Raw genomic sequence first — 25,080 nt, 5'->3', positions numbered from 1 at the left:
ACAGTTAAAAATTCTGCTCAATCAGTGTTAATGCTTACACTATTTTAGGTTGACCATCTGATGCGGTGGCACCGCCGTCTACAGGTAGGTTTACGCCATTAATGAAAGATGCGTCATCACTTGCCAAGAAAGTCACGACAGACGCAATTTCTTCAGGTTCGGCTGCTCGGCCAAGCGCAATGCGCTCATTGAATTTATCGCGGATGTCCTGCGGCCAGCCGTTTGTCATGTTGGTTTTTACTAAACTTGGGCATACGGCGTTAATTCTTACCCCATCCGCACCATGGTCCAATGCCATCGCTCGGGTAAGGTTCACCACTGCGCCTTTACTCGCGCAATAGAATGCGGCACCCCAGTCACCACCCAAACCGGAAACGGACGCGGTATTTACCATACAACCTTTCGTTTTTAAGAGTTCAGGCAAAGCAAACTTCGCGCAATAAACAACACCATCAATGTTTACACCAGAGATCTTCTTCCAGTCTTCCAAACTACCTTCAATCACGGAACCTGGGACATGTACGCCAGCATTGTTTACTAAAATATCCAGTTTACCGAAACGGGTAACAACATCAGAAATCAGTGCTGCGACTTTGTCTGGATCAGAAACATCAATGGAATGTGCCGACACACGCTGTTTATCAAAGCCCTCAACGGCGTTTGCCAACTGCTCTTCATTCCAATCGGCAAGAGCGACGTTTGCGCCTTCTTCATACAAACGTTTTGCGATGGCCAAACCAATGCCATTGGCAGAGCCAGTCACGAGTGCGACTTTATTTTTTAATCCTCTCATGCGATTTCTCCTTCGAAACTTACAAAAACGGGATCTTGATTTTTCTCTGTGCGCGGCAACATCAGTTTGTCGTTGTCGCTGTAATCTACGGGGATAGCCACCACTGCTGGTCCTTCAACGTCCATGGCTTTATTCAATGTCGGTAGCAATTCGTGTTGACTAGTCACTGCGAAGCCTTTCGCGCCAAATGATTCGGCGTAGGCCTTGAAATCAATTGGTCCAAATTTCACACCAGAGCAGCGCTGATATTTGTTGATCTCTTGCATTTCTACCATGTTGTAGGCGTTATCAACCCACACAATATGGACGATATTGCAGTTCAGTCTAACCGCGGTTTCTAACTCCATGCTCGATTGCATAAAACCGCCGTCTCCCGATATTGATACCACTTTGCTACCAGGTTTTAGTAGGCTGGCACCAATGGCCCATGGTAGTGCAACGCCCATTGTTTGTTGGCCGTTAGACACCAGCATTTGGCGAGCTCGAAAACAGCTTAAGTAACGAGCGATCCAGATGTGGAAGCTCCCCATATCAAGGCATAGCGTGGTATCTGGTGTGATGATGGATTGCATGGCTTTAATTAGCGCCAGTGGATGAAACCCTTGCTTGTTATAGACATTGGGATAGGTCTTGATCACTTGCCGTTGCAGTGCTACCTCTTCCAGTACTGAAAGTGCCGTTGGGGAAAGGCGAGCATATTCAGAGATATAGCTGCCCATTTTGTCTAATGACTGCGCAATGTTTCCGACGATTTCAACACAAGGCTGATAATTAAGTTGGTATTCTGCTGGTTCAATATCGAGGTGAATCACCGGGTTGCGGTGGCTGTTCCAAAGCTCAGGGTCATACTCTATTGGGCTAAAGCCGATGGTGAGAATTAAATCGGCGTCCCGCAGTAAAACATCGCCAGGTTGGTTATTAAACAAACCGACACGCCCAGCAAAGTGATGATAGTAATTGATGTCTACCGTGCCGGCGGCCTGGTAAGTGCCGACAACGGGTAGCTGCGTATTTTGAAGAAATCGGGCGATAGCAGCAGCGTTTTGACTGCGGCTCGCGTGAAGGCCAAGTAAAACCACACAGCGCTTTGCTTTACTGATTCGACTGACCGCTTCTTCGATTGCTACGATGTCTGCGCAACCAGGCTGTGTGTAAGGCGAGGGGACAATAATGTCCGTTTGGGTTTGCTCGGATAAAACATCTTGGGGGAGACTCAAAAAGCAAGCCCCAGGACGACCTGACTCTGCGATACGAAATGCGTTCGCCATGATCTCGCTTGCGGCGTCCACATGCTGCACTTCAGCACTGAACTTGGTTATAGAGCGAAAAATACTGACGGTATCCATGCTCTGGTGTGTTTGTTTTTGCTGGTCAGTTCGTTTCACCGCGCCACCGATAGCAATCAGCGGATCGCCTTCGGAGTTTGCTGTTGCCACCCCCGTAACTAGATTTCCACAGCCTGGGCCTGACGTAACCATTGTGACGCCTGCTTTACCGGTTAGTCTTCCCATAACGCCCGCCATAAATGCGCCGTTAGCCTCGTGACGTACAGGAATCATTTGGATGTTAGTGTCTTCAATCGCATCGAACAGTCGATCGATTTTTGCACCGGGAATACCGAATATGTACTTAATGCCGAGAGACTCTAGCTGTTGAGCGATCAACTGAGCTCCATTTTTATTTGAAGGTTTGGATTGCATTTGTTGTCCTTATTATTTGCCTGACTTTGTTACTTTTCCGCCTTTTCTATGGCGGTATTTATATCTTCCGGAGCCAAATTGGCGCTGAGAAAGTCTGTCGATACTGGGGTATCAATCACTAGCCGTGAGACTTTGCCAATCTGGAGAAATCCTGACGAAATGCTGTAATCCTGGATATGACCACCTCCTTGGCGGTCATCGGTAATAAAATGTTCGTGATAGCCGGGTACATTGATGCCAGTCGTATATTTAGGACTGCGAAAGCCGGCGACCACGCCTTGCTTATGCGTGAAGCGGAATGTTGGTTGTTCTTTGACCACTTCAAGCATTGGTCGATAAGGGCGTGTTTGTTTAGGTACGGTACGAGTACGAACTGAATCGAAAACACCATCAATGCGCACTGCGCAAAATAGGTTATCGCTTGGAACCAGGTCGTCTATGAGGCTATGGACTTCATGACGTGACATGCGCGATGTCAGTGGCAGCTCGATATCAGGCTTAAAAAAAGTCATGACAGCAAAGGGCGTTTTTTGCGCCAGGTCTGCCGGGTTTGCGGAGCCATCCGACTTGAGTTGAAAAACTTCCTTATCAAACGCAATCAACTCACCATCCAATTCATTGAACGTACCTAAACCAAAATCCCCATGTTTCAGCAGTTCTTCTATGGTTGTCGAGCCTTCGTAAACACCAGCGATCAAAGCACTCATTAACGAAGTCTGATAAATCTCACCATCTCCGGTAACATGATGGTATTCAGAAAATTCTTTCGCTACTTCAAGCGAACAAGCGCATAGAGGGTTATAAAATCCACGCATGAGTAAGACCAGTTATGCAATGAAGAGTATATTTAGATTGACTTCTACACGGTGCTAAATCCAATATAAAAAAGATTTATTTTGATATGGAAAATATATGGAATTTCGCTACCTGAAGTATTTTGTCGCGGTCGCCGAGATTCGTCACTTTACCCGAGCAGCTGAACAGTTAGGGATTGCGCAACCTCCTTTGAGTCAACAAATCAAAAAGCTAGAGCACGAGCTTGGCGTGGACTTATTTAAGCGCTTGTCTAGAGGAGTAGAACTGACCCATGCAGGGCAAGTCTTTTATTTGGATGCGGTAAATATTCTTGCTGATGTGGAACGCGCTAAAGCAAAAGCCCGACAGATTGCCCGTGGTGAAAATACGCAGGTTAAAATTGGGTTCGCGACGTCAACATCAACCTGCATTAAGGTATTGGAGAGGATTGGGCGTATTCAAGAGAATGGGGTTCATTTACAGACGGCGGAACTGTCAATGCCAGAGCTTGCCGCTCAGTTAAAAAGCAAACAACTTGATCTCGCAATCATGCGGCTACCCTGCTACGCCAGTGAGCCTTTTGAACACAAGGTGTTGTTTAACGACACGTTTGTCGCAGTGATTCCGGCGGGGCACGAACTGGCAAAATATCCCTGTATCCAGATGAAACAGTTGAGAGGCCATAAAATTTTACTGTTTCCACGAGAGACGGGCCCCGCATTGTTTGATGGCATGAGCACACTTTTTGCCGACGCAGGAGTAAGGCTCGAACCACAGTTCGCAGCACCGCAACTTCGTACGACGATTGCCATGGCGCAGGCCGGGTTAGGTATCGCTCTCGTACCGCGCTCACTGGCTGAACATCTCGATGATTCCGCGACAGTCGCCGAGATTGATGATATCCCTCTCACTAGTCGTGTTGTTGTTGCTTGGGAGGCATCTAATCTCAATAAACAAGCGTTAAAAGTAGCCATGCACATCGGTCATGTAGAGGCTTAAAGCTTTGTCATATAGCCTGTCGATTGTACCCAACGAACAAAACTTACTGAAAATTGCGACTCTGTTGTCGTATATATTACCTACATCAAGTTGACTTGATAGCTGAACTCTCGTTTTTATCGAGATGATAATGACGAGGAACTTGATTTAATGCATGGTTAAACCGCAAGGATGATGGATGATTAAAGCGCAAACATTTGATGTATTTTGTGATGAGTTGGCTCAAGGTAACCCTTGTGGCGTTGTCGAACTAAATCACTGGCTGAGTGATTCTGAGTTACTTCAAATCACTCACCAGGTCGCTCAACCTGTTACATCATTTATGGTTCAGTCTGGCAGTGACTACCACATTCGCTGGTTTAGCCTAGAAGGAGAGATAAACCTATGCGGACACGGAAGTTTGGGCGCAGGCACTGCAATCATTTCCAACTATCATCAGAATGAGGTCATTCTAAAAAGCCAGTATGGCCATATTACCGTTACTGAACTTGATGGAATGTACAGGATCGTGATGCCAAGTTGGCAAGCCAAGCCTCATGCCATCCCCTTGGGTATTTCAGGCTTTTCCAATCGCCCAGTAGATGCTTTTACAACGCGTGATTTGGTTGTTGTTCTTGAATCAGAGGATGATGTTGTTCGCTATCAACCTAACTTTGATGAGCTGATTAAAATTGATGAGTTTCATGCGGTCATCGTGACGGCTCAAAGTTCTGATAGTAGCTATGTGCTGCGTTACTTTGCACCTAAAATCGGTATTTCAGAAGATCTTGCCACAGGTTCGGCTCAGTGCTCATTGGCGCCTTATTGGTTTGAAAAGCTAGGCAAAGAAAAATTGACGGCTCGTCAGCTATCTCGTGCTGGTGGTTATTTTGAAGTGGCTCGCGGTTTAGAATCTACGATCGTATTGTCTGCACACGTGAAAAGTCGGACTTGAATGTAAACGCCTCTAGCTCTTACACAAGATCTAGAGGCATCCATTTTTTATTGACTTAAAAGTGCCGAGCTAAGATTTTAACCCTGCAGCGGTCATCATGACGCGAAATAACATAGACACTAACCCTAATGCAGCGACGCTAACGACCCATATTCCAATCATCCAAGCCCATTGGCGGCACCAATTTTTGATTTTCATACTCACTCCTTATCAACTCGTTAATGGTACGCTTCGCCTTCTTTTACTTTTCCGGAGAAGACGTAGTAACTCCAAAAGGTGTAAGCCAGAATGATCGGGATGATGATCACTGCTCCAACGAGCATAAAGCGCTGACTGCTTGCAGGAGCCGCTGCTTCCCATATTGATATGCTAGGAGGAATGATATTTGGCCAGATACTGATGCCAAGCCCTGCGAACCCGAGAATCACGATCACTAGCGCCATCACGAAAGGGCTGCGCTCTTTACGCTTTTTAACGGAGTCAGCAATCTTCAAACATACCAGTCCAGTAATGACTGGTACGGGCAGTAAGTAGAACAAATTCGGCAGAGAAAACCATCTTTCCGCAATGGTAGGGTAAGCAAGTGGAGTCCAAGCGCTCACAATGACTAATGCGGAGATCATCGCCAGTAGTGTTTTATTAGTGAAGCGGTACATCGTGTTTTGCAGTGCACCTTCCGTCTTCATGATGAGCCATGTGCTACCGAGCAGCGCGTACGTTGCGACTAAACCCAAACCGCAAAAGATGGGAAAAGGGGTAAGCCAGTCTAGTTGGCTACCTACGAAGACGCGGTTTTCCACCGCAAAGCCTTGAATTACCGCGCCAACAACGATGCCTTGGAAAAACGTGGTTAAAATCGATCCGACCATAAAAGAGCGATCCCAGAACTTTAAGTGGCTTTCCAATGCTTTAAAGCGAAACTCAAATGCGACTCCACGAAAGATCAAAGCAATCAACATCAACGTTAAAGGGATGGTTAGCGCTTCAATAATCACCGCGTAAGCCATCGGAAAAGCGCCAAATAGAGATGCGCCTCCAAGCACAATCCAAGTTTCGTTACCGTCCCAAACTGGCGCGACACTGTTGACCATGACGTCTTTTTGTTTTTCATCCTTGATGAAGGGCATCAGTATTCCAATACCCAAATCGAAGCCGTCCATGATGATGTACATCAAAGTGGCAAAAACGATGATCGCGAACCAAATCACGGATAAATCAAAATGCATATTCTCTACCTTAACTTTGTGACAAATTCTAGATGCGGCCTGAAACGGTCGTCATGTCGTGCTCATCGTGCTCGATTGCATCGGGGCCTTTCTTGATTTGGTGGATCATGTAGTAATACCCAAAACCAAACACCAAGCTGTACACAACAAGGAAACACAGCAGGCTGATGCTCATTTGTAGGTCTCCGTGTGCAGAAACCGCATCACGCGTTTTTTGTACGCCATACACGACCCAAGGTTGTCGACCAACCTCTGTCGTAAACCAGCCAGCGAGTATTGCGATAAGGCCAGATGGCCCCATAAATAATGAAAATTTGAGGAACCAACGCGAGGTATAAAGCGTGTTCTTTTTTCGTAACCACATGCTGTAGAAGCTTTGAAAAATCATCAGAAGTCCTAGCCCGACCATGATTCGAAATGACCAAAAGACGATAGGTGAGTTCGGTCGTTCCTCTTTCGGGAAGTCTTTCAGCGCCGGGATTGGCTCAGTTAAACTGTGGCGTAGGATCAAACTTCCTAGAACAGGAATTTCTAAGGCATAGTCTGTGCGTTCTTGTTCCATGTTTGGCATGCCGAACAAAATCAATGGGGTTGGTTTGCCATCACTGTTATCCCAATGTCCTTCGATGGCAGCGATTTTGGCGGGCTGGTGTTCCAGAGTGTTTAGCCCATGCACATCGCCAATCACGGCTTGGAGTGGCGCAAGGAACACTAAGATCCCGAGCGACATCGAAAACATGGTTTTTACCGCAGTCGATTGATTGCCTCTCAATAAATGCCAAGCGGCTGACGCGCCTACAAAGAGTGCTGAACTGACAAAAGCTGCAACGCTCATGTGAGCCAAACGATAAGGAAATGAAGGATTGAAAACGATAGCAAACCAGTCGGTTGGCACCACACGTCCGTCGACAATTTCATAGCCTTGTGGCATTTGCATCCAACTGTTGGAGGCGAGAATCCAGAAGGTCGAAATGATCGTGCCTAACGCCACCATCGAGGTTGCAAAAAAGTGCAGCTTTTCGCCGACGCGACGCCAACCAAACAGCATCACGCCAAGAAATCCGGCTTCGAGAAAGAAAGCCGTTAACACTTCATAAGTCAGTAATGGGCCAGTGATAGAACCAGCGAAGTCGGAGAAACCACTCCAGTTGGTGCCGAATTGATAGGCCATGACAAGGCCAGATACAACGCCCATCCCAAAGTTAACCGCAAAAATTTTCGACCAGAAGTGATAGAGCTTTTGGTAATCGGGATTACGTGTTTTTAGCCATAAGCCTTCCAGCACGGCGAGATAGGTGGCCAAACCTATGGTGATAGCGGGGAAAATAATATGAAAGGATACCGTGAAGGCGAACTGTATCCGTGCAAGCATAAATGCGTCGAGGCCAAACATTAAACTTCCTTTGATCTTTTAAGTTTTATGAGAGAGCTATTTTAAAAGGAGCGGAATGAGGGAAGTAGGTACAGACAGTGACTATAAACCTATAACAGATTAAATATTGAAGTGTTATTATTTTGAATTCAGCTTTATGGAGGGGGATTTGCGTTTGGCGAAGTATCAAGAGTTAGTGGAACAGCTTAAAAGGCAGATAAAATCGGGGATATGGCATCCGGGTGACAAGCTGCCTTCTCTGCGTCGCCAATCTGAACACTCGGGTTTAAGCTTGATGACGGTGTTGCATGCCTATCAAATTCTGGAATCTCAAGGCTGGGTAACGTCACAGCCGCGCTCTGGTTATCGAGTCGCTCCCAATATTAAGAGTTCAAATGAACCCCAAGCGCCAGCCGCGGTTTCGTGGACAGAGCAGGTAGACATCAATGAGTTTATCTTTGATGTTCTGCAGGCGAGTAAAAATCCATCCATGATCAATTTTGGCTTTGCCTATCCAGACCCAAGTTTGTACCCACGCTATCACGTGAATCGGGCGATGAGCGCAGCCGCTCGCAATATGCCGATTTCCACCACCTTTGATAACTTACCGCCGGGAAACGAACAATTACGCACCATCATCGCGAAGCGTTATGCTGCGAAAGGCATTGAAATTTCACCCGATGAAATTGTCATTACGGCAGGCGCGCTGGAGGCGTTAACGCTCAGTTTGCAAGCTTGTACAAGACCGGGAGATTGGGTGGTTGTGGAGTCGCCTGCATTTTATGGTGCATTGCAATCCTTAGAGCGGTTAGGTTTGAAAGCGCTCTCAGTAAGAACAGACCCAGTCACGGGCATTGACCTAGACTCATTGGAACGAGCGCTGCAAACACACGATGTGAGAGCATGTTGGCTGATGTCGAACTTCCAAAATCCTCTGGGTTTTACGCTCACCAACGAGAAAAAACAAAAGCTGATTGAGCTGACACAGCGATATAACGTGCCAGTGATTGAAGATGATGTGTACAGCGAACTGCATGCCGAGAATGACTCGGTTTACCCACTAAGAATGTTTGATGACACGGGCAATACCATGTTGTGCTCGTCGTTTTCAAAATCGTTAATCGCAGGGCTACGTATTGGTTGGGTTGCGGCGGGAAAGCGGGCGCTAGAGGTACAAAAGTTACAGCTAATGAGTACATTAGCGACGAGTGCACCAGTGCAAATGACATTGGTGCATTATTTAACAAGCCGCAATTATGAATTGCATTTGAAGCAGTTACGGAAAAAGCTGTTTGAACGCAAAAGTAAGATGACGGGTCTGCTCAGTGAGCTGTTACCTGAAGCAGTCAACGTGTTAAGCCAAAGCGGCGGGTACTTTATTTGGTTAGAGCTCCCCAAGCATATTGATGCCTTGCCAATATATCGAGAAGCACTAAAAGGTAATATCAGCATCGCACCGGGAAAGATGTTCAGCCTGACAGAACAATACGATCACTGTATTCGTCTTAACGCTTCTTTTGAGCTCAATGACAAATACGTTCATGCTCTCATTCTGCTTGCCAATATTATTCGCGACCATTTGGCGAAATAGCGACTTTCTTCAGTTTTTTGGTTTAATGGAGCGCGCCGGATTTCCGACAACTCGATCGCCCGGCACAACGTCTTTGGTTACGACAGAGCCAGCGCCAACGATGGCCTGGTCGCCAATGGTCACGCCTGGCAGTATGATAGCGCCCCCACCAATCCAAACGTTATTGCCGATTTTTACCGGTTTGGCGATCTCATCTCCGGCTAAGCGTCTTTGTGTATCGAGTGAATGAGCGGCTGTGTAAATTTGCACTCTAGGCCCAATCATGACGTTCGCGCCAATCTCAACTTGTCCATTGTCCAGAATAATGGCATCCCAGTTGATGTAGGTGTTTTCCCCGATGGACAAGTGGCAACCGTAGGTAAGTTGAAGCGGTGGCTCTATACAGGCGCTGTTTTCTAATTGGACGCCCATTTCCGCCAATAGTTGTCTACGGATATCTGGGTTTGGCTCGTGGTTAAATTGGAAGACAAGCTGCGCGGTTTTGGCGCGCATGAGCTTTAGTTCTTCATCCAGACAATTATAGGTTTCTCCAGAGCGCATCCGAGTCAGTTCTGACATAACAATCATTCCATCAATATTATTTGCAATAAGGTGCATAATGATAAGTGAAGGAGATTCGAAGTGAAAATTTGATGCTTAAAAATCAGAAAGTTATCACTGATTTGCCTTGCGTGTTTAGTCGGTTGATTGGCTCGTTGAGTACACAAATACGTGCTCCTTAAATGGCTTAATCGTGTTGAAGCCAAAGCGGGAAACCACTCGAAGCGTTTTGCGTAGATTACAATATAGTTAATAAGAAGAACTTAATTGAGCCGCTTGCGCTATCGATTGACCTAAAAATTTAAGACTTATGCGCTCTGGCTTGCTGGCAACGATGAATCAAGAGTGAGCACTTTATGTTCGAACGGGTCATTTCATTTTTAGAAACAACACTGTTTACCTTTAACGAACAACCTATCACGTTGTGGGCGATATTGATGGTGCCGACATGGGTGATTGTCGCTTTATGGTTGTCCAAAATTTTAATCAAAACCGTTACGTCAAGAATGTCCTCATCGGGGAAAGATCCAAACGTCATTCATTTGGTTAAACGGATATTATTTGTCATCGCTCTCGCCATTATTTTTATGACCACACTTTCGATGATCAATGTGCCAATTACCGCGTTCGCCTTTCTGTCTGGTGCCATCGCTATCGGCTTCGGTTTTGGTGCGCAAAACATCATTAACAACTTCATAAGTGGCTGGATTTTGATTGGTGAAAAGCCAATCCGAATTGGGGATTTTTTAGAGGTTGAGGGCGCCAAAGGCACTGTCGAGCAAATAAATACACGTTCAACGAGAATCAGACGAACCGATGGTGTTCATATGCTCATACCCAACAGTCAGTTGATTGAGAACGTTGTGATCAATTGGACGTTATGCGACAGATTAGTTCGTGGCTCGGTCGTTGTCGGTGTCGCGTATGGGAGCGATGTCAAACAGGTTGCTGCCTTAATGGCGGAAGTGACTTCGCAGCAAGCGCAAGTTCTGAGTTCGCCAGCGCCAGATGTGTTTTTTCAAGACTTTGGTGACAATGCTTTGATCTTCGAATCTTATTTTTGGATTAACTCAACGGTTGAGGGCGGTATTCGCTCGGTCGCAAGTGCCATGCGTTTTGAAATCTACGAAGCTTTCGAAAAGCACGGCATTGAAATCGCGTTTCCACAACGAGATGTGCACATTGATGGGGAAATCAAGTTGTCTAGGGAGAGAAACGGATAGGGCGATAAGCGGTATTGGTGTTCTTATCTTGGTGTCGAGTAACCATAGCGAGGCGGTCACAACACGGATTCACCTCGCTAGAAACAAGTTTGAAGGCGTTATTGGTTGTCCCACATGACTTCGCATTCTTCTTTGATTGCTGATTTTAGCAACTCAATCAGTGGAAACGCTCTGCGTCCTAGGCTTACCGCGGGCTCTGCTTGTTCTTCCTCTTCGTTTACATCAGTAGGGAGGTTTTCTTCAGCTGCATTTTTCGCAGATAGAGCAGAAGTTAATCTTGATAGCGCGTCAGGAACATCTTGAGCGGAAATTGATCCCGGCACCGTGCCGCTGTGACCCATCATTTTGAGCATATCTAATGCAATATCACCAAACATTGTGACGTTTGAGTGGCTTCGACAACGAAATGTTATGAGCATTTACCTGATCCTGTTTTATATGTTCGGTTTGAAACTAAATTGTAGCTGAAATCAGATACTAATTAATGTGATGAAGACCGTTGAGCGTTAAGGTTTTTATGAGTAACAACAAAAAACGGGCACGTACGTCTGCATGCCCGTTGAAATACATTACCTGATTGGTTGTTGATGATTTACAAGCTATACGGATCGCCCAGAGCTAATGCGACCCTAGAAGCAGGAGACTTTCCTAACGCACGGCAAATTTGCCAACCCGCTTCATTGATGACGCCAAGGTCAACGCCTGTTTCAATCCCAAGTTGCTCACACAGATAAAGTACATCTTCCGTTGCAACATTGCCACTGGCTCCTTTCGCGTAAGGGCAGCCGCCGAGCCCCGCTACTGCGCTATCAATGGTGTTGATGCCCATTAACAAGGCTTGGTAGATATTGGCTAATGCTTGTCCATAAGTGTCATGAAAATGTACTGCGAGCGCGTCTTTTGGCAGTAGCGTTAACAACGAATCCAGCATGGCGATAACGCGATTAGGCGTTGCTTTACCGACAGTATCACCGAGCGAAATCTCATAACATCCCATATCAAACAACGTATTGGCGACCTTGGTAGTTTGCTCTGGCTTGATTACTCCCTCATATGGACACACCATGGTACAAGACAAGTACCCGCGTACAGGAATGTTGTGCTGGTTCGCCAATTCGATAACGGGTTCAAATCGAGCGAGACTTTCGGTAATGCTGCAGTTGATGTTCTTCTGGCTGAACGTTTCTGAAGCGGAGCCAAACACCGCAATTCGCTTTACACCGCTTTCCAGCGCACGTTCTAACCCTGCGAGATTTGGTGTGAGCGCGCTATAAACCACTTCAGGCTTTTTTGAGATACTAGCAAACACCTGATCGGAATCGGCCATTTGAGGCACCCACCTTGGAGAGACGAAAGATCCAGCCTCAATATGCTTTAAGCCACTGCTGCTTAGTTGGTTAATCAAACGGATTTTATCAACCAGCGTCACTGCCGTTTCATTTTGCAGACCATCACGAGCGCCGACTTCGACGATATTAACCTTCGCTGGTAGCATATTCGCGCTCCTTATCTTCACTGACGTTATCCGATATCAAAGACAAATTCAGCAGGATGGAACCGTGCTGTACTTGGTCCCCGTGCTGATAAAACAATTCGTCGACTTTTGCTGCTACCGGAGCCGTGATGGTGTATTCCATTTTCATTGCTTCGAGTACCAAAAGCGGATCGCCCGCCGCCACTTCGTCACCTTTAGCCACCATAACTGCTGAAATTATGCCGTTGAGTGGTGCGGTTGGACTTAGTTCATCATCTACATCTTTTGCAGAGTCAAAGTTAGGTTGATGAGCGAACGTGCGCTGCTGACCAAGATAAAATAGTGTTGTCTTTTGTTCGTTGCTAAGTGCATTAAAGGTGTAACGCACATTATCAATATCGACGATAAACTGGTTGTCACTTTCAAGCAGGATGACCTGATGCAGCTCCTCACCACATCGGACAGTGAAGTGAGATCCTGTATCTTGCGATGATTGTTGCAAACGTACCTGATGGTTGGCATTGGCATCCGTGAAGTTAAATCGGTAAACGTTGTCAACTGACAGTCTAAAACCTCGTCTGGTTGGCGCGGGTAACGTTGAGCTGTCTGATTTTGAAATGAGATCATTCCAGCGAGCAACCGCCGCCAATGTAAGCCAGATTGAATCCGACACGTCTTGCTGCTCATTTATGCCTTGTTGATGTGTTACGATGAAACCTGTATCGAGCTCAATCTCGGCAAAGGCTGGCTGCGAAATAATACTGTGCAGATAACCAATGTTTGTCGTTACTCCACGTACGTGATATTGAGTTAACGCCTGCTTAATCTGCTTTAGAGCGATATCACGAGTTTGCCCCCAGACGATCAGTTTGCTGATCATTGGATCGTAATATTCGCTGATGCTATCGCCTTGGGTAACACCACTATCAACGCGTACGCACGCTAGGCGCACACTACTGTCTGATACGGGTTCTTTTAAGTAATCAATGCGGCCAGTCGACGGCATAAAGTCATTGTCTGTATCTTCTGCGTAAATTCGCAGCTCAATTGAATGACCGTTGTGGGTGATTTCAGATTGCGAAATAGGTAAATGCTCGCCAGCTGCGACTTTTAATTGCCACTCCACCAAATCAACGCCGGTGATCAATTCAGTGACAGGGTGTTCAACTTGCAGACGGGTATTCATCTCCATGAAGTAGAATTGACCTCGGCTATCGAGTAAAAACTCTACCGTGCCCGCGCCAACATAGTCGATCGCTTGAGCGGCCTGAACCGCAGCTTCACCCATTTGTTTACGCAGTTCATCACTAAGACCGGGAGCTGGTGCTTCTTCGACTACTTTTTGGTGACGGCGTTGAATGGAGCAATCGCGATCAGAAAGATAGACACAGTTGCCATGTTGGTCAGCAAATACCTGAACTTCAACGTGGCGAGGCTGCAATATACATTTTTCGATTAGAAGCTGCTTATCGCCAAAGCTTGAAAGTGCTTCACGCTGCGCACCGTCGATGGCCAGAGGCATTTCGGCTGCGCTATTGACCACTCGCATGCCTTTACCGCCGCCCCCTTGGGTTGCTTTAAGCATCACTGGGTAACCGATTTTTTCAGCTTCCGCTAATAAGTGCTCTACGCTGTTGTCTGTGCCGTGATAGCCGGGAACCAAGGGCACGTTCGCCTCTGACATGATTGCCTTGGCTTGAGATTTAGAACCCATTGCCTCAATTGCGCTGGTGGAAGGGCCAATAAAGGCGATGCCATTTTCGCTGCACGTTTTCGCCAGTTTCGGGTTCTCGGAAAGAAAACCATACCCAGGGTGGATAGCATCGGCTTGCCATTTTTTCGCAGCACCGATAATCGCATCGATATCGAGATACGATTCACTCGCCGGAGCGGGGCCAATGAATTCAGCGAAATCCGCTTGTTTAACATGTAAGCTGCTGCGATCCGCTTCGGAATAGACGGCAACCGTCTCTATAGCCATGCTTTTTGCAGTTTTAATGATTCGGCAGGCAATTTCACCGCGGTTTGCGATCAGTATTCTTTTAAACATGATTCCTCCAATTGGCGGCGCGCTTTTCAAAAAATGCAGCTAGTCCTTCTTGTCCTTCACTGGACACGCGAGCGGTTGCAATAGCTTGGCTGGTGTATTCAATTAATGAATGATCGATAGGTTGGTTATCACAGCGTAAACAAAGTGCTTTTGCAGCCTGCATGGCTTGTGGACCGTTGTTGAGCAGGTGATCAATGGTGCGATTGACGGCTTCACGTGGTTGAGAGTCTATCTGATGAAGAATACTCATCGATAGTGCGGTTTCGGCATCAATCAGTTCCGCGGTTAAAAAGTAGCGTCGGCTTTGTCGTTGTCCAATCGCTCGAATGACGTAGGGTCCGATTGTCGCGGGTAACAAACCGAGTTTCACTTCACTCAAACAGAAGCGGCTTTCAGGTGTACCGATAGCGATATCGCAGCAGCAGATAAGCCCAAGTGCGCCGCCAAATGCAGCGCCATGCACCATAGCAATGGTTGGTTTGCTAAAGGTATCCAGTTTGTGCAAGAGCAACGCTAACTGCTGTGCATCTTGCAGATTTTCCCCCTCGGTTTTGGTGGCCATTGACTGCATCCAGCCAAGATCCGCACCCGCAGAAAAGTGTTTACCTTGCGCCGTTAGTACCAATGCACGTAGAGAGTTGTCTCTCTCAAGTTTTTCCAAGGTGTCGATAAGTGAAGCAATTAATTCATCATTAAACGCGTTGTGTTTCTCTGGTCGATTGAGGCTCAACCAAGCAACGCCATTGCTGTCTTTTTCAAGCAGTAGTCCGGTCATGTGACTTCCTTTGTCTGACATTTCAGTCTGTATTTCAATGCTCGCTAACCATTACTTTTTAAACATCGGTATTCGCGAGGAGTTAAGGTTTGCCTTGCATCCGGCTACATGCGGAAGATGCCAAATTTACTGTCTGGTATTGGCGCATTAAGCGCAGCAGACAGAGCAATGCCGACAACATCACGGGTTTTCGCAGGGTCAATAATGCCGTCGTCCCACAGGCGTGCACTGGCGTAGTATGCATGGCTTTGAGTCTGATATTGCTCCGCAATTGGACGTTTGAACGCTTCTTCTTCCTCTACGCTCCAGCTTTCACCTTTGCGAGTTTTGATATCGCGGGTCACTTGCGCCATCACGCCAGCCGCTTGCTCTCCACCCATGACGGAGATGCGCGCGTTTGGCCACATCCACATCATGGTTGGATCATAAGCGCGGCCACACATGCCGTAGTTTCCTGCGCCATACGATCCACCAATAACCACGGTAAACTTCGGCACGTCTGCACACGCAACAGCAGTTACCATTTTCGCACCATGTTTGGCGATGCCTTCGGCTTCGTACTTCTGACCGACCATAAAGCCCGTGATGTTCTGCAAGAAGAGCAGAGGAATTTTGCGTTGTGCGCACAGCTCAATAAAATGCGCGCCTTTTTGTGCTGATTCCGAAAATAGAATGCCGTTGTTAGCGACAATGCCAATCGGCATACCGTGAATATGGGCAAAGCCACAGACCAAGGTTTCGCCGAACAAGGCTTTAAATTCATCGAGCTGGGAATCATCAACAATTCGGGCAATGACCTCTTTAACATCAAACGGCTTTTTAAGATCGGTTCCGACGATGCCGTACAGCTCTTGGGCAGGAAAACGTGGTTCCTGAGGTGCTTTTTGCTTGAGTTGAACGGGTTTCAAGTGGTTGATTTGTGAAACCGCTTGTCTTGCCAACTCTAACGCGTGGTGATCATTTTCTGCGTAATAGTCCGCCACACCAGAGGTGCGACAGTGAACGTCTGCGCCACCAAGATCTTCCGCGCTGACTTCTTCACCTGTCGCTGCTTTTACAAGAGGTGGACCTGCCAAGAAAATCGTACCTTGTTCTTTGACTATGATGGAAACATCACACATCGCAGGAACATAAGCGCCGCCAGCGGTACATAGCCCCATGACCACCGCAATTTGTGGAATGCCTTTGGCCGACATACGGGCTTGGTTGTAGAAAATACGGCCAAAATGGTCTTTATCTGGGAATACCTCATCTTGGCGGGGTAGGTTAGCGCCGCCAGAGTCGACTAAGTAAACACACGGCAGTTGGCATTTTTCTGCAATTTCTTGTGCTCTTAAGTGCTTTTTCACGGTGAGTGGGTAGTAACTGCCGCCTTTTACCGTCACGTCGTTCGCGACGATCATGCACTCAGTGCCGTCAATTACACCCACACCGGCAACCACTCCAGCACATGGAACGTAATCTGGATACACATCCCAACCCGCGAACTGGCCAATTTCTAAGAAGGATGAACCGGGATCGAGGAGGGCAAGAATGCGCTCACGTACCGGAAGTTTGCCTTTCTTCTGCTGATGCTCACGTGCTTTCTCGCCGCCACCATCTTCGATTTGCGCAGTCACGGTATAGAGTTGATCCACGAGCGACGCCATAGAGCGGTAGTTTTCCTGATACTGCTCTGAATGGGTATTAATATTGGTCGTCAAACAAGCCATAAATAGCCGATCTCCATTCGGTAGACGGGTGACACCACCCGCCTTTATCTATGTTGAATAAGATTTAGGTTGAATAAGGAATTTATTTAGATTCAGAACGCCTAGGTATGTTGATTAGGCGCTTTCGTTAAACAATTCGCGACCAATAAGCATGCGGCGAATTTCTGAAGTGCCCGCACCGATTTCATACAGCTTGGCATCTCGCAACAAACGGCCCGTATCAAACTCGTTGATGTAGCCGTTACCGCCAAGTAGTTGAATCGCATCCAGTGCCATCTTGGTTGCCAGCTCTGCGCTGTAGAGGATCGCGCCAGCAGAATCTTTACGTGTGGTTTCACCGCGATCACAAGCGGCAGCGACGGCGTAAACATACGCTTTAGCGGCATTCATTTGTGTGTACATATCGGCGATTTTTGCTTGAACTAGCTGGAATTCACCGATGGATTTACCGAACTGTTTACGGTCGTGAATGTAAGGCACAACGATATCCATACACGCCTGCATGATGCCAAGTGGGCCGCCTGCAAGCACCACACGTTCGTAGTCGAGGCCGCTCATCAATACTTTCACGCCTTGGTTTTCTTCGCCGAGAATATTCTCCGCAGGGACTTCGCAGTTTTGGAAGACCAGCTCACACGTATTCGAGCCGCGCATGCCCAACTTGTCGAGTTTTTGTGCTTGAGTAAATCCAGGGAATCCGCGTTCCACAATAAACGCCGTGATGCCTTTGGAGTGCTGGCTTGGGTCTGTTTTTGCGTAGACAACATAGGTGTGTGCATCAGGGCCGTTGGTGATCCACATTTTGTTGCCATTTAATAGGAAAATATCGCCTTTACGTTCGGCTTTAAGCTGCATAGAGACCACATCAGAGCCGGCGCCGGGTTCACTCATAGCAAGGGCGCCGATATGTTCACCGGAGATGAGCTTAGGTAGGTATTTCTCTTTTTGTGCTTGTGTGCCGTTGCGGTGGATTTGGTTGACACAAAGGTTGGAGTGAGCGCCGTAACTTAACGCAACCGAAGCGGATGCTCGGCTGATTTCTTCCATAGCGATAACGTGGGCGAGATAGCCCATGCCTGCACCACCAAACTCTTCGCTGGTGGTCACACCTAAAAGACCCATGTCACCTAATTTGGACCAAAGATGGTTTGGAAAGTCGTTAGTTTGGTCGATAGATTGCGCTAGCGGCGCAATTTCTCTTGCAGCAAAACTATTGATTTGCTCGCGAAGCAAATCGGTATTTTCGTCATAAACAAAGTTCAGGGAAGAGTAGGTAGATTTCATTGCGTGTCCTTGCCTTTACGTCACCTACATCCCAGAGTTGAGGTGTTAGGTGACTTTTTCGCCTTTCATGGATCTCAGTGTGTTTTGGCATCGCAACTGCGCAGCATTTAACTCCATCATTACCGCTTGAATGTCGTTTGCTTGCTGTTGCAATGCTGCCTTCTTCTCTTCGATCAACCGAATCATATAGTTCAACTGCTCAGTACTTTGATCGGTATCGTAGAGTTCAAATAACTCTTTGATATCTGCAAGAGAAAAGCCCAATCGCTTACCTCGCAAAATCAGTTTTAGTCGAATTCGATCACGACCATTGTAGATTCGAGTGTTGCCTTTACGTTCTGGAGTTAGGAGACCTAAATCTTCGTAGAAGCGAATGCTTCGAGTAGTAATGTCGAACTCTTTCGCGAGCTCGCTGATCTTAAATGTGTTCATTCCTTAACCTTACGACTTTCGTATAACATTTACATGAATATACAATTCGTTAACGTTAAAGTAAACAAACAACATCCACTCTTGAGCCTTGATATCACTCGCATTTACTCGAAATCAAAGAATCACTCGAACAAACAATAACCTCAAACTTGACGTTAACGTAAATGTTAGTATAGTTATGACGTAAACGTCAACAAAAGGTTAATGGAATGAAAAATGAAACATGGATTGTTGCCGCTAAGCGAACGCCTATCGGCTCTTTTCAAGGTGCATTAGCTTCAACAGATGTCACGGAACTCGGTGCGAAAGCCATTCAAGGGGCGCTAGCCGAAAGCCAACTCGATGTGCACAAAATAGACGAAGTGTTGATGGGGTGCGTTTTACCCGCCGGTGTGGGGCAAGCGCCTGCAAGACAAGCAAGCCTTAAAGCTGAAATGCCACAATCGATTGGTTGTACGACACTGAACAAAGTTTGTGGATCGGGTATGAAAACCGTGATGCTGGCATATGACCTTATTCAATCTGGTAATGCGCATGCTGTCATCGCTGGTGGCATGGAAAACATGTCGTCTTCTCCTTATCTATTAAAGAAAGCGCGTGATGGTTTCCGTTTAGGTCACGAGCAAGTGCTTGATCACATGTTTTATGACGGTTTGCAGGATGCCTACCAAGGCGAGCTGATGGGTGTCTTTGCAGAACAGACGGCGCAAAAGTATCAGTTCAGCCGTGAAAGTATGGATGCCTGGGCGCAGCAGTCGGTTACTCGTGCGCAGCAAGCAATCGAACAAGGTTTGTTCAAAGAAGAGATCGTGCCCGTTAACGTAAAAAGTCGACGCGGCGAAACCTTGGTTGTAGATGATGAGCAACCGAGCAAACTCGACGTCACTAAAATTCCTACCTTACGCCCTGCGTTTGCCAAAGATGGCGGCGTAACCGCAGCAAACTCTAGTTCCATTTCGGATGGTGCGTCGGCAATGATCTTAGTCGATAGTGAGTTTGGTCGTCAGGAAAACCTTCAGCCTCTAGCCAAAATTGTCGCGTACAGCACGCATGCAAGACAGCCTGATGAGTTCACCATCGCACCAGTCTTCGCGATTGAATCGCTGCTGGAAAAAACGGGCTGGGACAAATCAGACGTGGACCTTTGGGAAATCAATGAAGCTTTTGCTGTCGTGACTCAATACGCGGTGAAAGCTCTCGAACTGAACGAGAGCAAAGTGAACCCTCGCGGAGGGGCTTGTGCGCTGGGGCATCCAATAGGCGCAAGTGGCAATCGAATCCTTGTCACTTTGATTCATGCGCTAAAACAAACTGGTGGTAAGCGTGGCGTTGCATCGCTTTGTATTGGCGGCGGCGAAGCTACCGCTATCGCGATTGAAATCTGCTAAATCACTCTCAACAAAGTTTCACTTACATAACAGTAGTCAGTAACAAGCTGAAAAATACAAGGATGTCATCATGACAGAACAAGTAAAGCAGTATATCGGTGGTGAATTTGCCATCTCCGATTCAAAACAATGGCTAGATGTAACCAACCCGGCAACCAACGAAGTGATTGCACAAGTACCTTGTGCCACGGAATCGGAAATGAATGCGGCGATTGCCAGCGCAACAGAAACGTTCAAACGCTGGAAAGAAGTTGCAGCGCCGGAGCGTGCTAGATTGATGTTGCGCTACCAACATCTGTTAAAAGAGCAACACGATGAGTTGGCGATACTGCTTTCAAGTGAGACAGGCAAAACCCTCGCGGATGCAAAGGGTGACATTTGGCGCGGAATTGAAGTGGTAGAGCAAGCTGCAAACATTTGTAGCTCAATGATGGGCGAAACGGTTGAGAACGTCGCGACCAATATTGATGGTTACTCTTACATTCAACCGCTCGGCGTTTGTGCTGGCATTACACCGTTTAACTTCCCTGCGATGATCCCATTGTGGATGTTCCCGATGGCGATCGCTTGTGGCAACACCTTTGTTTTGAAGCCGTCAGAGCAAGTGCCACTAACGGCAATGAAACTGGCGGAGCTGTTTGAACAAGCTGGCGCACCAAAAGGCGTATTGCAAGTTGTTCACGGGACCAAAGAGCAAGTCGACCGCATTCTGACTGATCCAGTTGTTCGTGCGATCTCTTTTGTTGGCTCTGTGCCCGTTGGTGAGTACATCTACAAAACAGGTACAGACAACCTGAAACGCGTGCAGTCATTTGCAGGTGCTAAGAACCACATGGTCATCATGCCGGATGCAAACAAACAGCAAGTCATCAATAACCTAGTTGGCGCGTCAGTTGGTGCTGCAGGCCAACGCTGTATGGCTATTTCGGTTGCCGTATTTGTCGGCGAAACCAAAGAATGGATTCCAGAGCTTAAAGAGGCGTTAGCTCAGGTTCAGCCTGGCGCGTGGGATGATGAAACCGCTGGTTATGGTCCGCTGATTAGCCCTCAAGCGAAGCAGCGAGTGGTGAATCTGATTAATGAAGGCAAAGCGTCAGGCGCGAATTGTGTTCTGGACGGGACAGACTGCCAAGTGCCTGGCTTTCCGAACGGTAACTGGGTGGGGCCAACACTGTTTACCAACGTGACCACAGACATGTCGATTTATCAGGAAGAAATTTTCGGGCCTGTGCTGTTAACTATGGAAGTGGATGACCTAGATGAAGCGATTGAACTGATCAATGCAAACCGCTTTGGTAATGGTACGTCTATTTTTACGGCGAACGGCGCTGCCGCGAGAAAGTATCAACACAATATCGAAGTAGGTAACGTAGGCATCAACGTGCCGATTCCGGTGCCATTGCCATTTTTCTCATTTACTGGGTGGAAAGGCAGCTTCTACGGCGACCTGCATGCTTACGGTAAACAAGCGGTTCGCTTCTACACCGAGACGAAAACTGTCACCGCGCGTTGGTTTGAAGATGACATTCCAAGCGGTCCAAACATGACTATTCAACTTAGCTAATTACTGGATTAGCGACACCTCTAGCCAAGCCCTTCATCCTTTTAGAGGGCTCGGATACAAATGCAACGAATTAGACCTTAGGACTTCAAGATGGATTTTGAATTAAACGAAGATCAACTCGCGTTTGCCGAAGTAGCAAAGCAGTTTGCAGACCAAATGTTAGCGCCGCACGCGGCCGAGTGGGATGAAAACCATCACTTCCCTAAAGATGTACTGCGTCAGGCGGGTGAGCTGGGCTTTTTGAGTATCTACACGCCACCAGAGCACGGTGGCTTGGGGTTATCTCGTTTGGATGCGGCGATCATTTTCGAGCAGTTGGCTATGGGTTGTACCGCGACTACTGCGTTTATGACCATTCACAACATGGCGACGTGGATGATCACCAGCTTTGCCAAAGCCGAAGTGGCGCAGCAATTTAGCGCGGATCTAATTTCGGGTGAAAAGCTCGCTTCCTACTGTTTAACCGAACCTAATGCCGGCTCTGACGCCGCTTCTCTAACGACTAGCGCAGTGCGTGATGGCGATGAGTTTGTTCTCAATGGCGCAAAAGTGTTTATCTCGGGTGCCGGTGATACAGATGTATTAGTCGTGATGGCGCGTTCCTGTGGTGAAGGAGCGAGTGGCGTTTCTGCATTCGTTGTTCCTGCTGATTGCGAAGGCATTAGCTACGGTAAAAAAGAAGCCAAAATGGGTTGGAACTGCCAGCCAACTCGCATGATTACCTTCGAAAATGTCCGCATTCCGGCTGACTATCTGTTGGGTGAAGAGGGAGAAGGCTTTAAGTTCGCCATGCTTGGTCTGGATGGCGGTCGAATCAATATCGCCACGTGTTCCGTCGGTACTGCGCAACAAGCACTGAACGAAGCCAAGCAATACATGAACGAACGCAAACAGTTCGGCCGTTCACTGGCGCAATTTCAAGCGTTGCAGTTCAAGCTTGCTGATATGGCGACTGAGCTGGTCGCTGCGCGTCAAATGGTGCGACTCGCTGCCGCTAAACTCGATGCCCAGCACGCAGAAAAAAGTGCGTACTGTGCCATGGCAAAACGCTTTGCTACTGATGTGGGCTTTAAAGTCTGCGATCAGGCGCTGCAAATTCACGGTGGTTATGGCTACATCAAAGAATATCCAGTCGAGCGCCATTTCCGAGACGTTCGTGTTCACCAAATTCTTGAAGGTACCAACGAAATCATGCGTCTGATCGTCGCAAGACGATTACTAACGGAAGGCGTTGAGCTGCTTTAGTCAGCGAGACACAGCCTTACCTAAAGAAATTAAAAAGGACTGAAAGATTATGACGGCACAAATGAAATTAGAGCGCGAAGCGCATATTGCCAAGCTCACGATTAGTAATCCGCCAGCGAACACTTGGACGCTTGAGTCTTTGAATCAGCTAAAAGAGTTGGCGATTGAACTTAGCAATGATCGCTCTATTTATGCGTTGGTTTTAACAGGCGAAGGCGAGAAGTTCTTTTCTGCTGGAGCAGATCTTAATAACTTTGCATCGGGTGATAAATCACAAGCAGCAGACATGGCGTTCGCATTTGGTGAAGCGTTTGAAGCGCTGTCTGCATTCGATGGGGTTTCTATCGCAGCGATTAATGGCTATGCGATGGGCGGCGGTCTGGAAGTGGCGATGGCGTGTGACATTCGTATCGCAGAAGAACAAGTACAAATGGCACTTCCTGAAGCATCGGTAGGTTTGTTGCCGTGTGCGGGTGGGACGCAAAACCTGACCGCGTTGGTAGGTGAAGGTTGGGCGAAGCGTATGATCCTGTGTGGCGAGCGTGTGACGGCCGAGCGAGCGGAAAAAATTGGGTTAGTCGAAGAGGTGGTGGCGAAAGGTCAAGCACTCGAAGCGGCTATGGAGCTAGCACAGCGTGTTGCAGGTCAATCACCGAAATCTGTGTCTGCGTGCAAAACGCTCATTCAAGGTCGACGCAGCCAAACTCATGCAGCTGGATTGGTTTTGGAGCGTGAACTGTTTTTACAGCTGTTCAATACACAAGATCAGACTGAGGGTGTGAATGCGTTTTTGCAAAAGCGCAAGCCACAATGGACAAACAGCTAGCGGAGGCCAAATGACAGGTACAGTAAATGTTTCAAAGCTTAAGTGCGCTGATGGCTCTGTTATTGGTGTGCTAGAGCTTGATAACCCAGCAGCTCTCAACGCGTTGAGTTACGTGATGATTGAGAAGTTGTACAAACAGCTTAATGAATGGCAAACGGACGACAGCGTCATCGCGGTATTCTTGCATGCTCAAGGTGAAAAAGCGTTTTGTGCTGGTGGTGATATTCAAGCGATCTACCGTGCACTTGAAAACAAAGAGCAAGACTTTGATTCTGCGTTTTCAGCGATGGAAACCTTCTTTGACCTCGAATATCGCTGTGACCATCTTATTCATACTTATCCAAAACCGATCATCGCGTGGGGACATGGTTATTTGATGGGCGGGGGAGTTGGCCTGTTTATGGGTGCCAGCCATCGTGTAGCAGAAACCACCACACGCTTTGCAATGCCAGAGATTAAAATTGGCCTTTACCCAGATGTAGGCGCGACGTACTTCCTGAACCAGTTGCCAAAACATTTGGCACTGTTCTTAAGTTTGACGGCTTGTCAAATTAACGCAACAGATATGAAAGCGTTGGGGTTAAGCCAATGGATTGCACAGCCAGAAAACAAGCAAGTGCTGCTGGATCTGCTTGCATCGGTAAGTTGGAAAGGTGAAGCGAACATCAACGAAAAAATCGCCACTACGCTGCGTTCGGTACACGTGGACGAGCCAACCGAAGGGATGTTGATGCCCTATGCGGAATTGATTGAGCAGTTATGTTCGGGTGACTTAGCGTCAATTGTTGATGCAATCAGCCGTGCTAACGTTGATAACAAGTGGTTCGTCAATGCGCAGAAGTCACTGAACTATGGCAGTCCGTTGTCGCTCAGTATCACTTATCAGCAGTTAACGCAGTATCAAAACCTCTCTTTGAAAGCGTGTTTTGATATGGAATTTAACCTAACACTACGTTGTGGCTTAGAAGGTGATTTTAGAGAAGGGGTTCGTGCGCTGATTATTGATAAAACCAATCAACCGACTTGGCAACATCGCACGGTTTCTGACGTAACGCCACAAGTTTTGGAGCGCTTCTTCTCGCCAATTGACTCAGCAGAATACCCACTGACCGCATCGTCGGTAGCTATAGCGGCACTTTAGTACAAGGAAGAAATAC

23 protein-coding genes are annotated in these 25,080 nt (G+C 47.4%); 9 read left to right on the top strand and 14 right to left on the bottom strand.

The annotated features are described in order from the left end of the window. Positions 1-34: 34 nt before the first annotated feature. The 3 genes from budC to budA are packed head-to-tail and all read right to left on the bottom strand — an operon-like array spanning position 35 to position 3,308. On the bottom strand, positions 35-793 hold the full coding sequence (budC, locus tag J4N40_RS19610) for a meso-2,3-butanediol dehydrogenase (protein ID WP_064354692.1): 759 nt from the start codon (positions 791-793) through the stop codon (positions 35-37). After that, complete coding sequence (alsS, locus tag J4N40_RS19605) at positions 790-2,493, bottom strand: acetolactate synthase AlsS (RefSeq protein ID WP_104980562.1); 1,704 nt, start codon at positions 2,491-2,493, stop codon at positions 790-792. Before alsS ends, budC begins: the two co-directional genes overlap by 4 nt. A 29-nt stretch (positions 2,494-2,522) precedes the next feature. Next, positions 2,523-3,308 (bottom strand): acetolactate decarboxylase, encoded by a 786-nt coding sequence (budA, locus tag J4N40_RS19600; RefSeq protein ID WP_137282721.1) that lies wholly within the window; start codon positions 3,306-3,308, stop codon positions 2,523-2,525. 97 nt (positions 3,309-3,405) lie between these two features. Here budA and J4N40_RS19595 point away from each other — a divergent pair, with 97 nt between their 5' ends. Together J4N40_RS19595 and J4N40_RS19590 are read left to right on the top strand one after the other, a co-directional pair. After that, complete coding sequence (locus J4N40_RS19595; protein ID WP_250654677.1) at positions 3,406-4,287, top strand: LysR family transcriptional regulator; 882 nt, start codon at positions 3,406-3,408, stop codon at positions 4,285-4,287. A 178-nt stretch (positions 4,288-4,465) separates the two neighbouring features. After that, positions 4,466-5,221: a PhzF family phenazine biosynthesis protein gene (locus J4N40_RS19590; RefSeq protein WP_213899180.1), complete on the top strand. Its 756-nt coding sequence runs from the start codon at positions 4,466-4,468 to the stop codon at positions 5,219-5,221. A gap of 69 nt (positions 5,222-5,290) precedes the next feature. Here J4N40_RS19590 and J4N40_RS19585 read toward each other — a convergent pair whose 3' ends face one another. The 3 genes from J4N40_RS19585 to J4N40_RS19575 are packed head-to-tail and all read right to left on the bottom strand — an operon-like array spanning position 5,291 to position 7,840. After that, the gene (locus J4N40_RS19585; RefSeq protein ID WP_074190543.1) at positions 5,291-5,419 is read right to left on the bottom strand and encodes a DUF2474 domain-containing protein; all 129 of its coding nucleotides are present in this window, start codon (positions 5,417-5,419) and stop codon (positions 5,291-5,293) included. A gap of 20 nt (positions 5,420-5,439) precedes the next feature. Further along, positions 5,440-6,447, bottom strand: coding sequence for a cytochrome d ubiquinol oxidase subunit II (cydB, locus tag J4N40_RS19580; RefSeq protein ID WP_213905097.1), 1,008 nt, complete (start codon positions 6,445-6,447; stop codon positions 5,440-5,442). Between the two features lie 28 nt (positions 6,448-6,475). After that, positions 6,476-7,840 carry a cytochrome ubiquinol oxidase subunit I gene (locus tag J4N40_RS19575; RefSeq protein ID WP_250654676.1) on the bottom strand — a complete coding sequence of 455 codons (1,365 nt, stop codon included), beginning with the start codon at positions 7,838-7,840 and terminating at the stop codon, positions 6,476-6,478. A 154-nt stretch (positions 7,841-7,994) separates the two neighbouring features. Between J4N40_RS19575 and J4N40_RS19570 the strand changes: the two genes are divergently transcribed. Then, a complete protein-coding gene (locus J4N40_RS19570; RefSeq protein ID WP_250654675.1) occupies positions 7,995-9,410 on the top strand; it encodes an aminotransferase-like domain-containing protein in 1,416 nt (471 codons plus the stop codon). Positions 9,411-9,419: 9 nt separating this feature from the next. On the opposite strand, the gene J4N40_RS19565 is transcribed toward J4N40_RS19570, so the two are convergent. Then, entirely contained in the window at positions 9,420-9,968 is a 549-nt protein-coding gene (locus J4N40_RS19565) for a sugar O-acetyltransferase (RefSeq protein ID WP_250654674.1), read from the bottom strand. A 338-nt stretch (positions 9,969-10,306) separates the two neighbouring features. On the opposite strand from J4N40_RS19565, the gene J4N40_RS19560 reads away from it, so the two are divergent. Then, positions 10,307-11,173: a mechanosensitive ion channel family protein gene (locus tag J4N40_RS19560; protein ID WP_017633679.1), complete on the top strand. Its 867-nt coding sequence runs from the start codon at positions 10,307-10,309 to the stop codon at positions 11,171-11,173. 98 nt (positions 11,174-11,271) lie between these two features. On the opposite strand, the gene J4N40_RS19555 is transcribed toward J4N40_RS19560, so the two are convergent. From J4N40_RS19555 to J4N40_RS19525, 7 genes are all read right to left on the bottom strand, one after another. After that, on the bottom strand, positions 11,272-11,592 hold the full coding sequence (locus J4N40_RS19555) for a DUF1840 domain-containing protein (protein WP_250654673.1): 321 nt from the start codon (positions 11,590-11,592) through the stop codon (positions 11,272-11,274). A gap of 173 nt (positions 11,593-11,765) precedes the next feature. After that, on the bottom strand, positions 11,766-12,668 hold the full coding sequence (locus tag J4N40_RS19550) for a hydroxymethylglutaryl-CoA lyase (RefSeq protein ID WP_213899177.1): 903 nt from the start codon (positions 12,666-12,668) through the stop codon (positions 11,766-11,768). After that, positions 12,649-14,697, bottom strand: coding sequence for an acetyl/propionyl/methylcrotonyl-CoA carboxylase subunit alpha (locus J4N40_RS19545; RefSeq protein ID WP_250654672.1), 2,049 nt, complete (start codon positions 14,695-14,697; stop codon positions 12,649-12,651). The genes J4N40_RS19550 and J4N40_RS19545 overlap by 20 nt, the downstream gene beginning before the upstream one ends. Beyond that, positions 14,690-15,472, bottom strand: coding sequence for an enoyl-CoA hydratase-related protein (locus tag J4N40_RS19540; protein ID WP_213899175.1), 783 nt, complete (start codon positions 15,470-15,472; stop codon positions 14,690-14,692). Before J4N40_RS19540 ends, J4N40_RS19545 begins: the two co-directional genes overlap by 8 nt. A 104-nt stretch (positions 15,473-15,576) precedes the next feature. Further along, positions 15,577-17,184, bottom strand: coding sequence for a carboxyl transferase domain-containing protein (locus J4N40_RS19535; RefSeq protein WP_250654671.1), 1,608 nt, complete (start codon positions 17,182-17,184; stop codon positions 15,577-15,579). Positions 17,185-17,298: 114 nt separating this feature from the next. Beyond that, the gene (locus tag J4N40_RS19530) at positions 17,299-18,468 is read right to left on the bottom strand and encodes an isovaleryl-CoA dehydrogenase (protein WP_005373245.1); all 1,170 of its coding nucleotides are present in this window, start codon (positions 18,466-18,468) and stop codon (positions 17,299-17,301) included. Positions 18,469-18,513: 45 nt separating this feature from the next. Beyond that, entirely contained in the window at positions 18,514-18,900 is a 387-nt protein-coding gene (locus J4N40_RS19525) for a MerR family transcriptional regulator (RefSeq protein WP_005373242.1), read from the bottom strand. A 209-nt stretch (positions 18,901-19,109) separates the two neighbouring features. Here J4N40_RS19525 and J4N40_RS19520 point away from each other — a divergent pair, with 209 nt between their 5' ends. The 5 genes from J4N40_RS19520 (at position 19,110) to J4N40_RS19500 (ending at position 25,064) form a co-directional block, all read left to right on the top strand. Beyond that, positions 19,110-20,288 (top strand): thiolase family protein, encoded by a 1,179-nt coding sequence (locus J4N40_RS19520; RefSeq protein WP_033906446.1) that lies wholly within the window; start codon positions 19,110-19,112, stop codon positions 20,286-20,288. A gap of 70 nt (positions 20,289-20,358) precedes the next feature. Continuing rightward, the gene (locus J4N40_RS19515; protein ID WP_053304725.1) at positions 20,359-21,852 is read left to right on the top strand and encodes a CoA-acylating methylmalonate-semialdehyde dehydrogenase; all 1,494 of its coding nucleotides are present in this window, start codon (positions 20,359-20,361) and stop codon (positions 21,850-21,852) included. A gap of 90 nt (positions 21,853-21,942) precedes the next feature. After that, positions 21,943-23,097: an acyl-CoA dehydrogenase family protein gene (locus tag J4N40_RS19510; RefSeq protein WP_006741037.1), complete on the top strand. Its 1,155-nt coding sequence runs from the start codon at positions 21,943-21,945 to the stop codon at positions 23,095-23,097. Between the two features lie 49 nt (positions 23,098-23,146). Beyond that, a complete protein-coding gene (locus tag J4N40_RS19505) occupies positions 23,147-23,923 on the top strand; it encodes an enoyl-CoA hydratase (RefSeq protein ID WP_213891419.1) in 777 nt (258 codons plus the stop codon). Between the two features lie 10 nt (positions 23,924-23,933). Continuing rightward, positions 23,934-25,064, top strand: coding sequence for an enoyl-CoA hydratase/isomerase family protein (locus J4N40_RS19500; RefSeq protein ID WP_033906448.1), 1,131 nt, complete (start codon positions 23,934-23,936; stop codon positions 25,062-25,064). Positions 25,065-25,080 lie beyond the last annotated feature (16 nt).

Source organism: Vibrio sp. SCSIO 43097, assembly GCF_023650755.1.
Classification (GTDB): domain Bacteria; phylum Pseudomonadota; class Gammaproteobacteria; order Enterobacterales; family Vibrionaceae; genus Vibrio; species Vibrio alginolyticus.
This window is presented reverse-complemented; position numbering and strand designations above follow the sequence as displayed.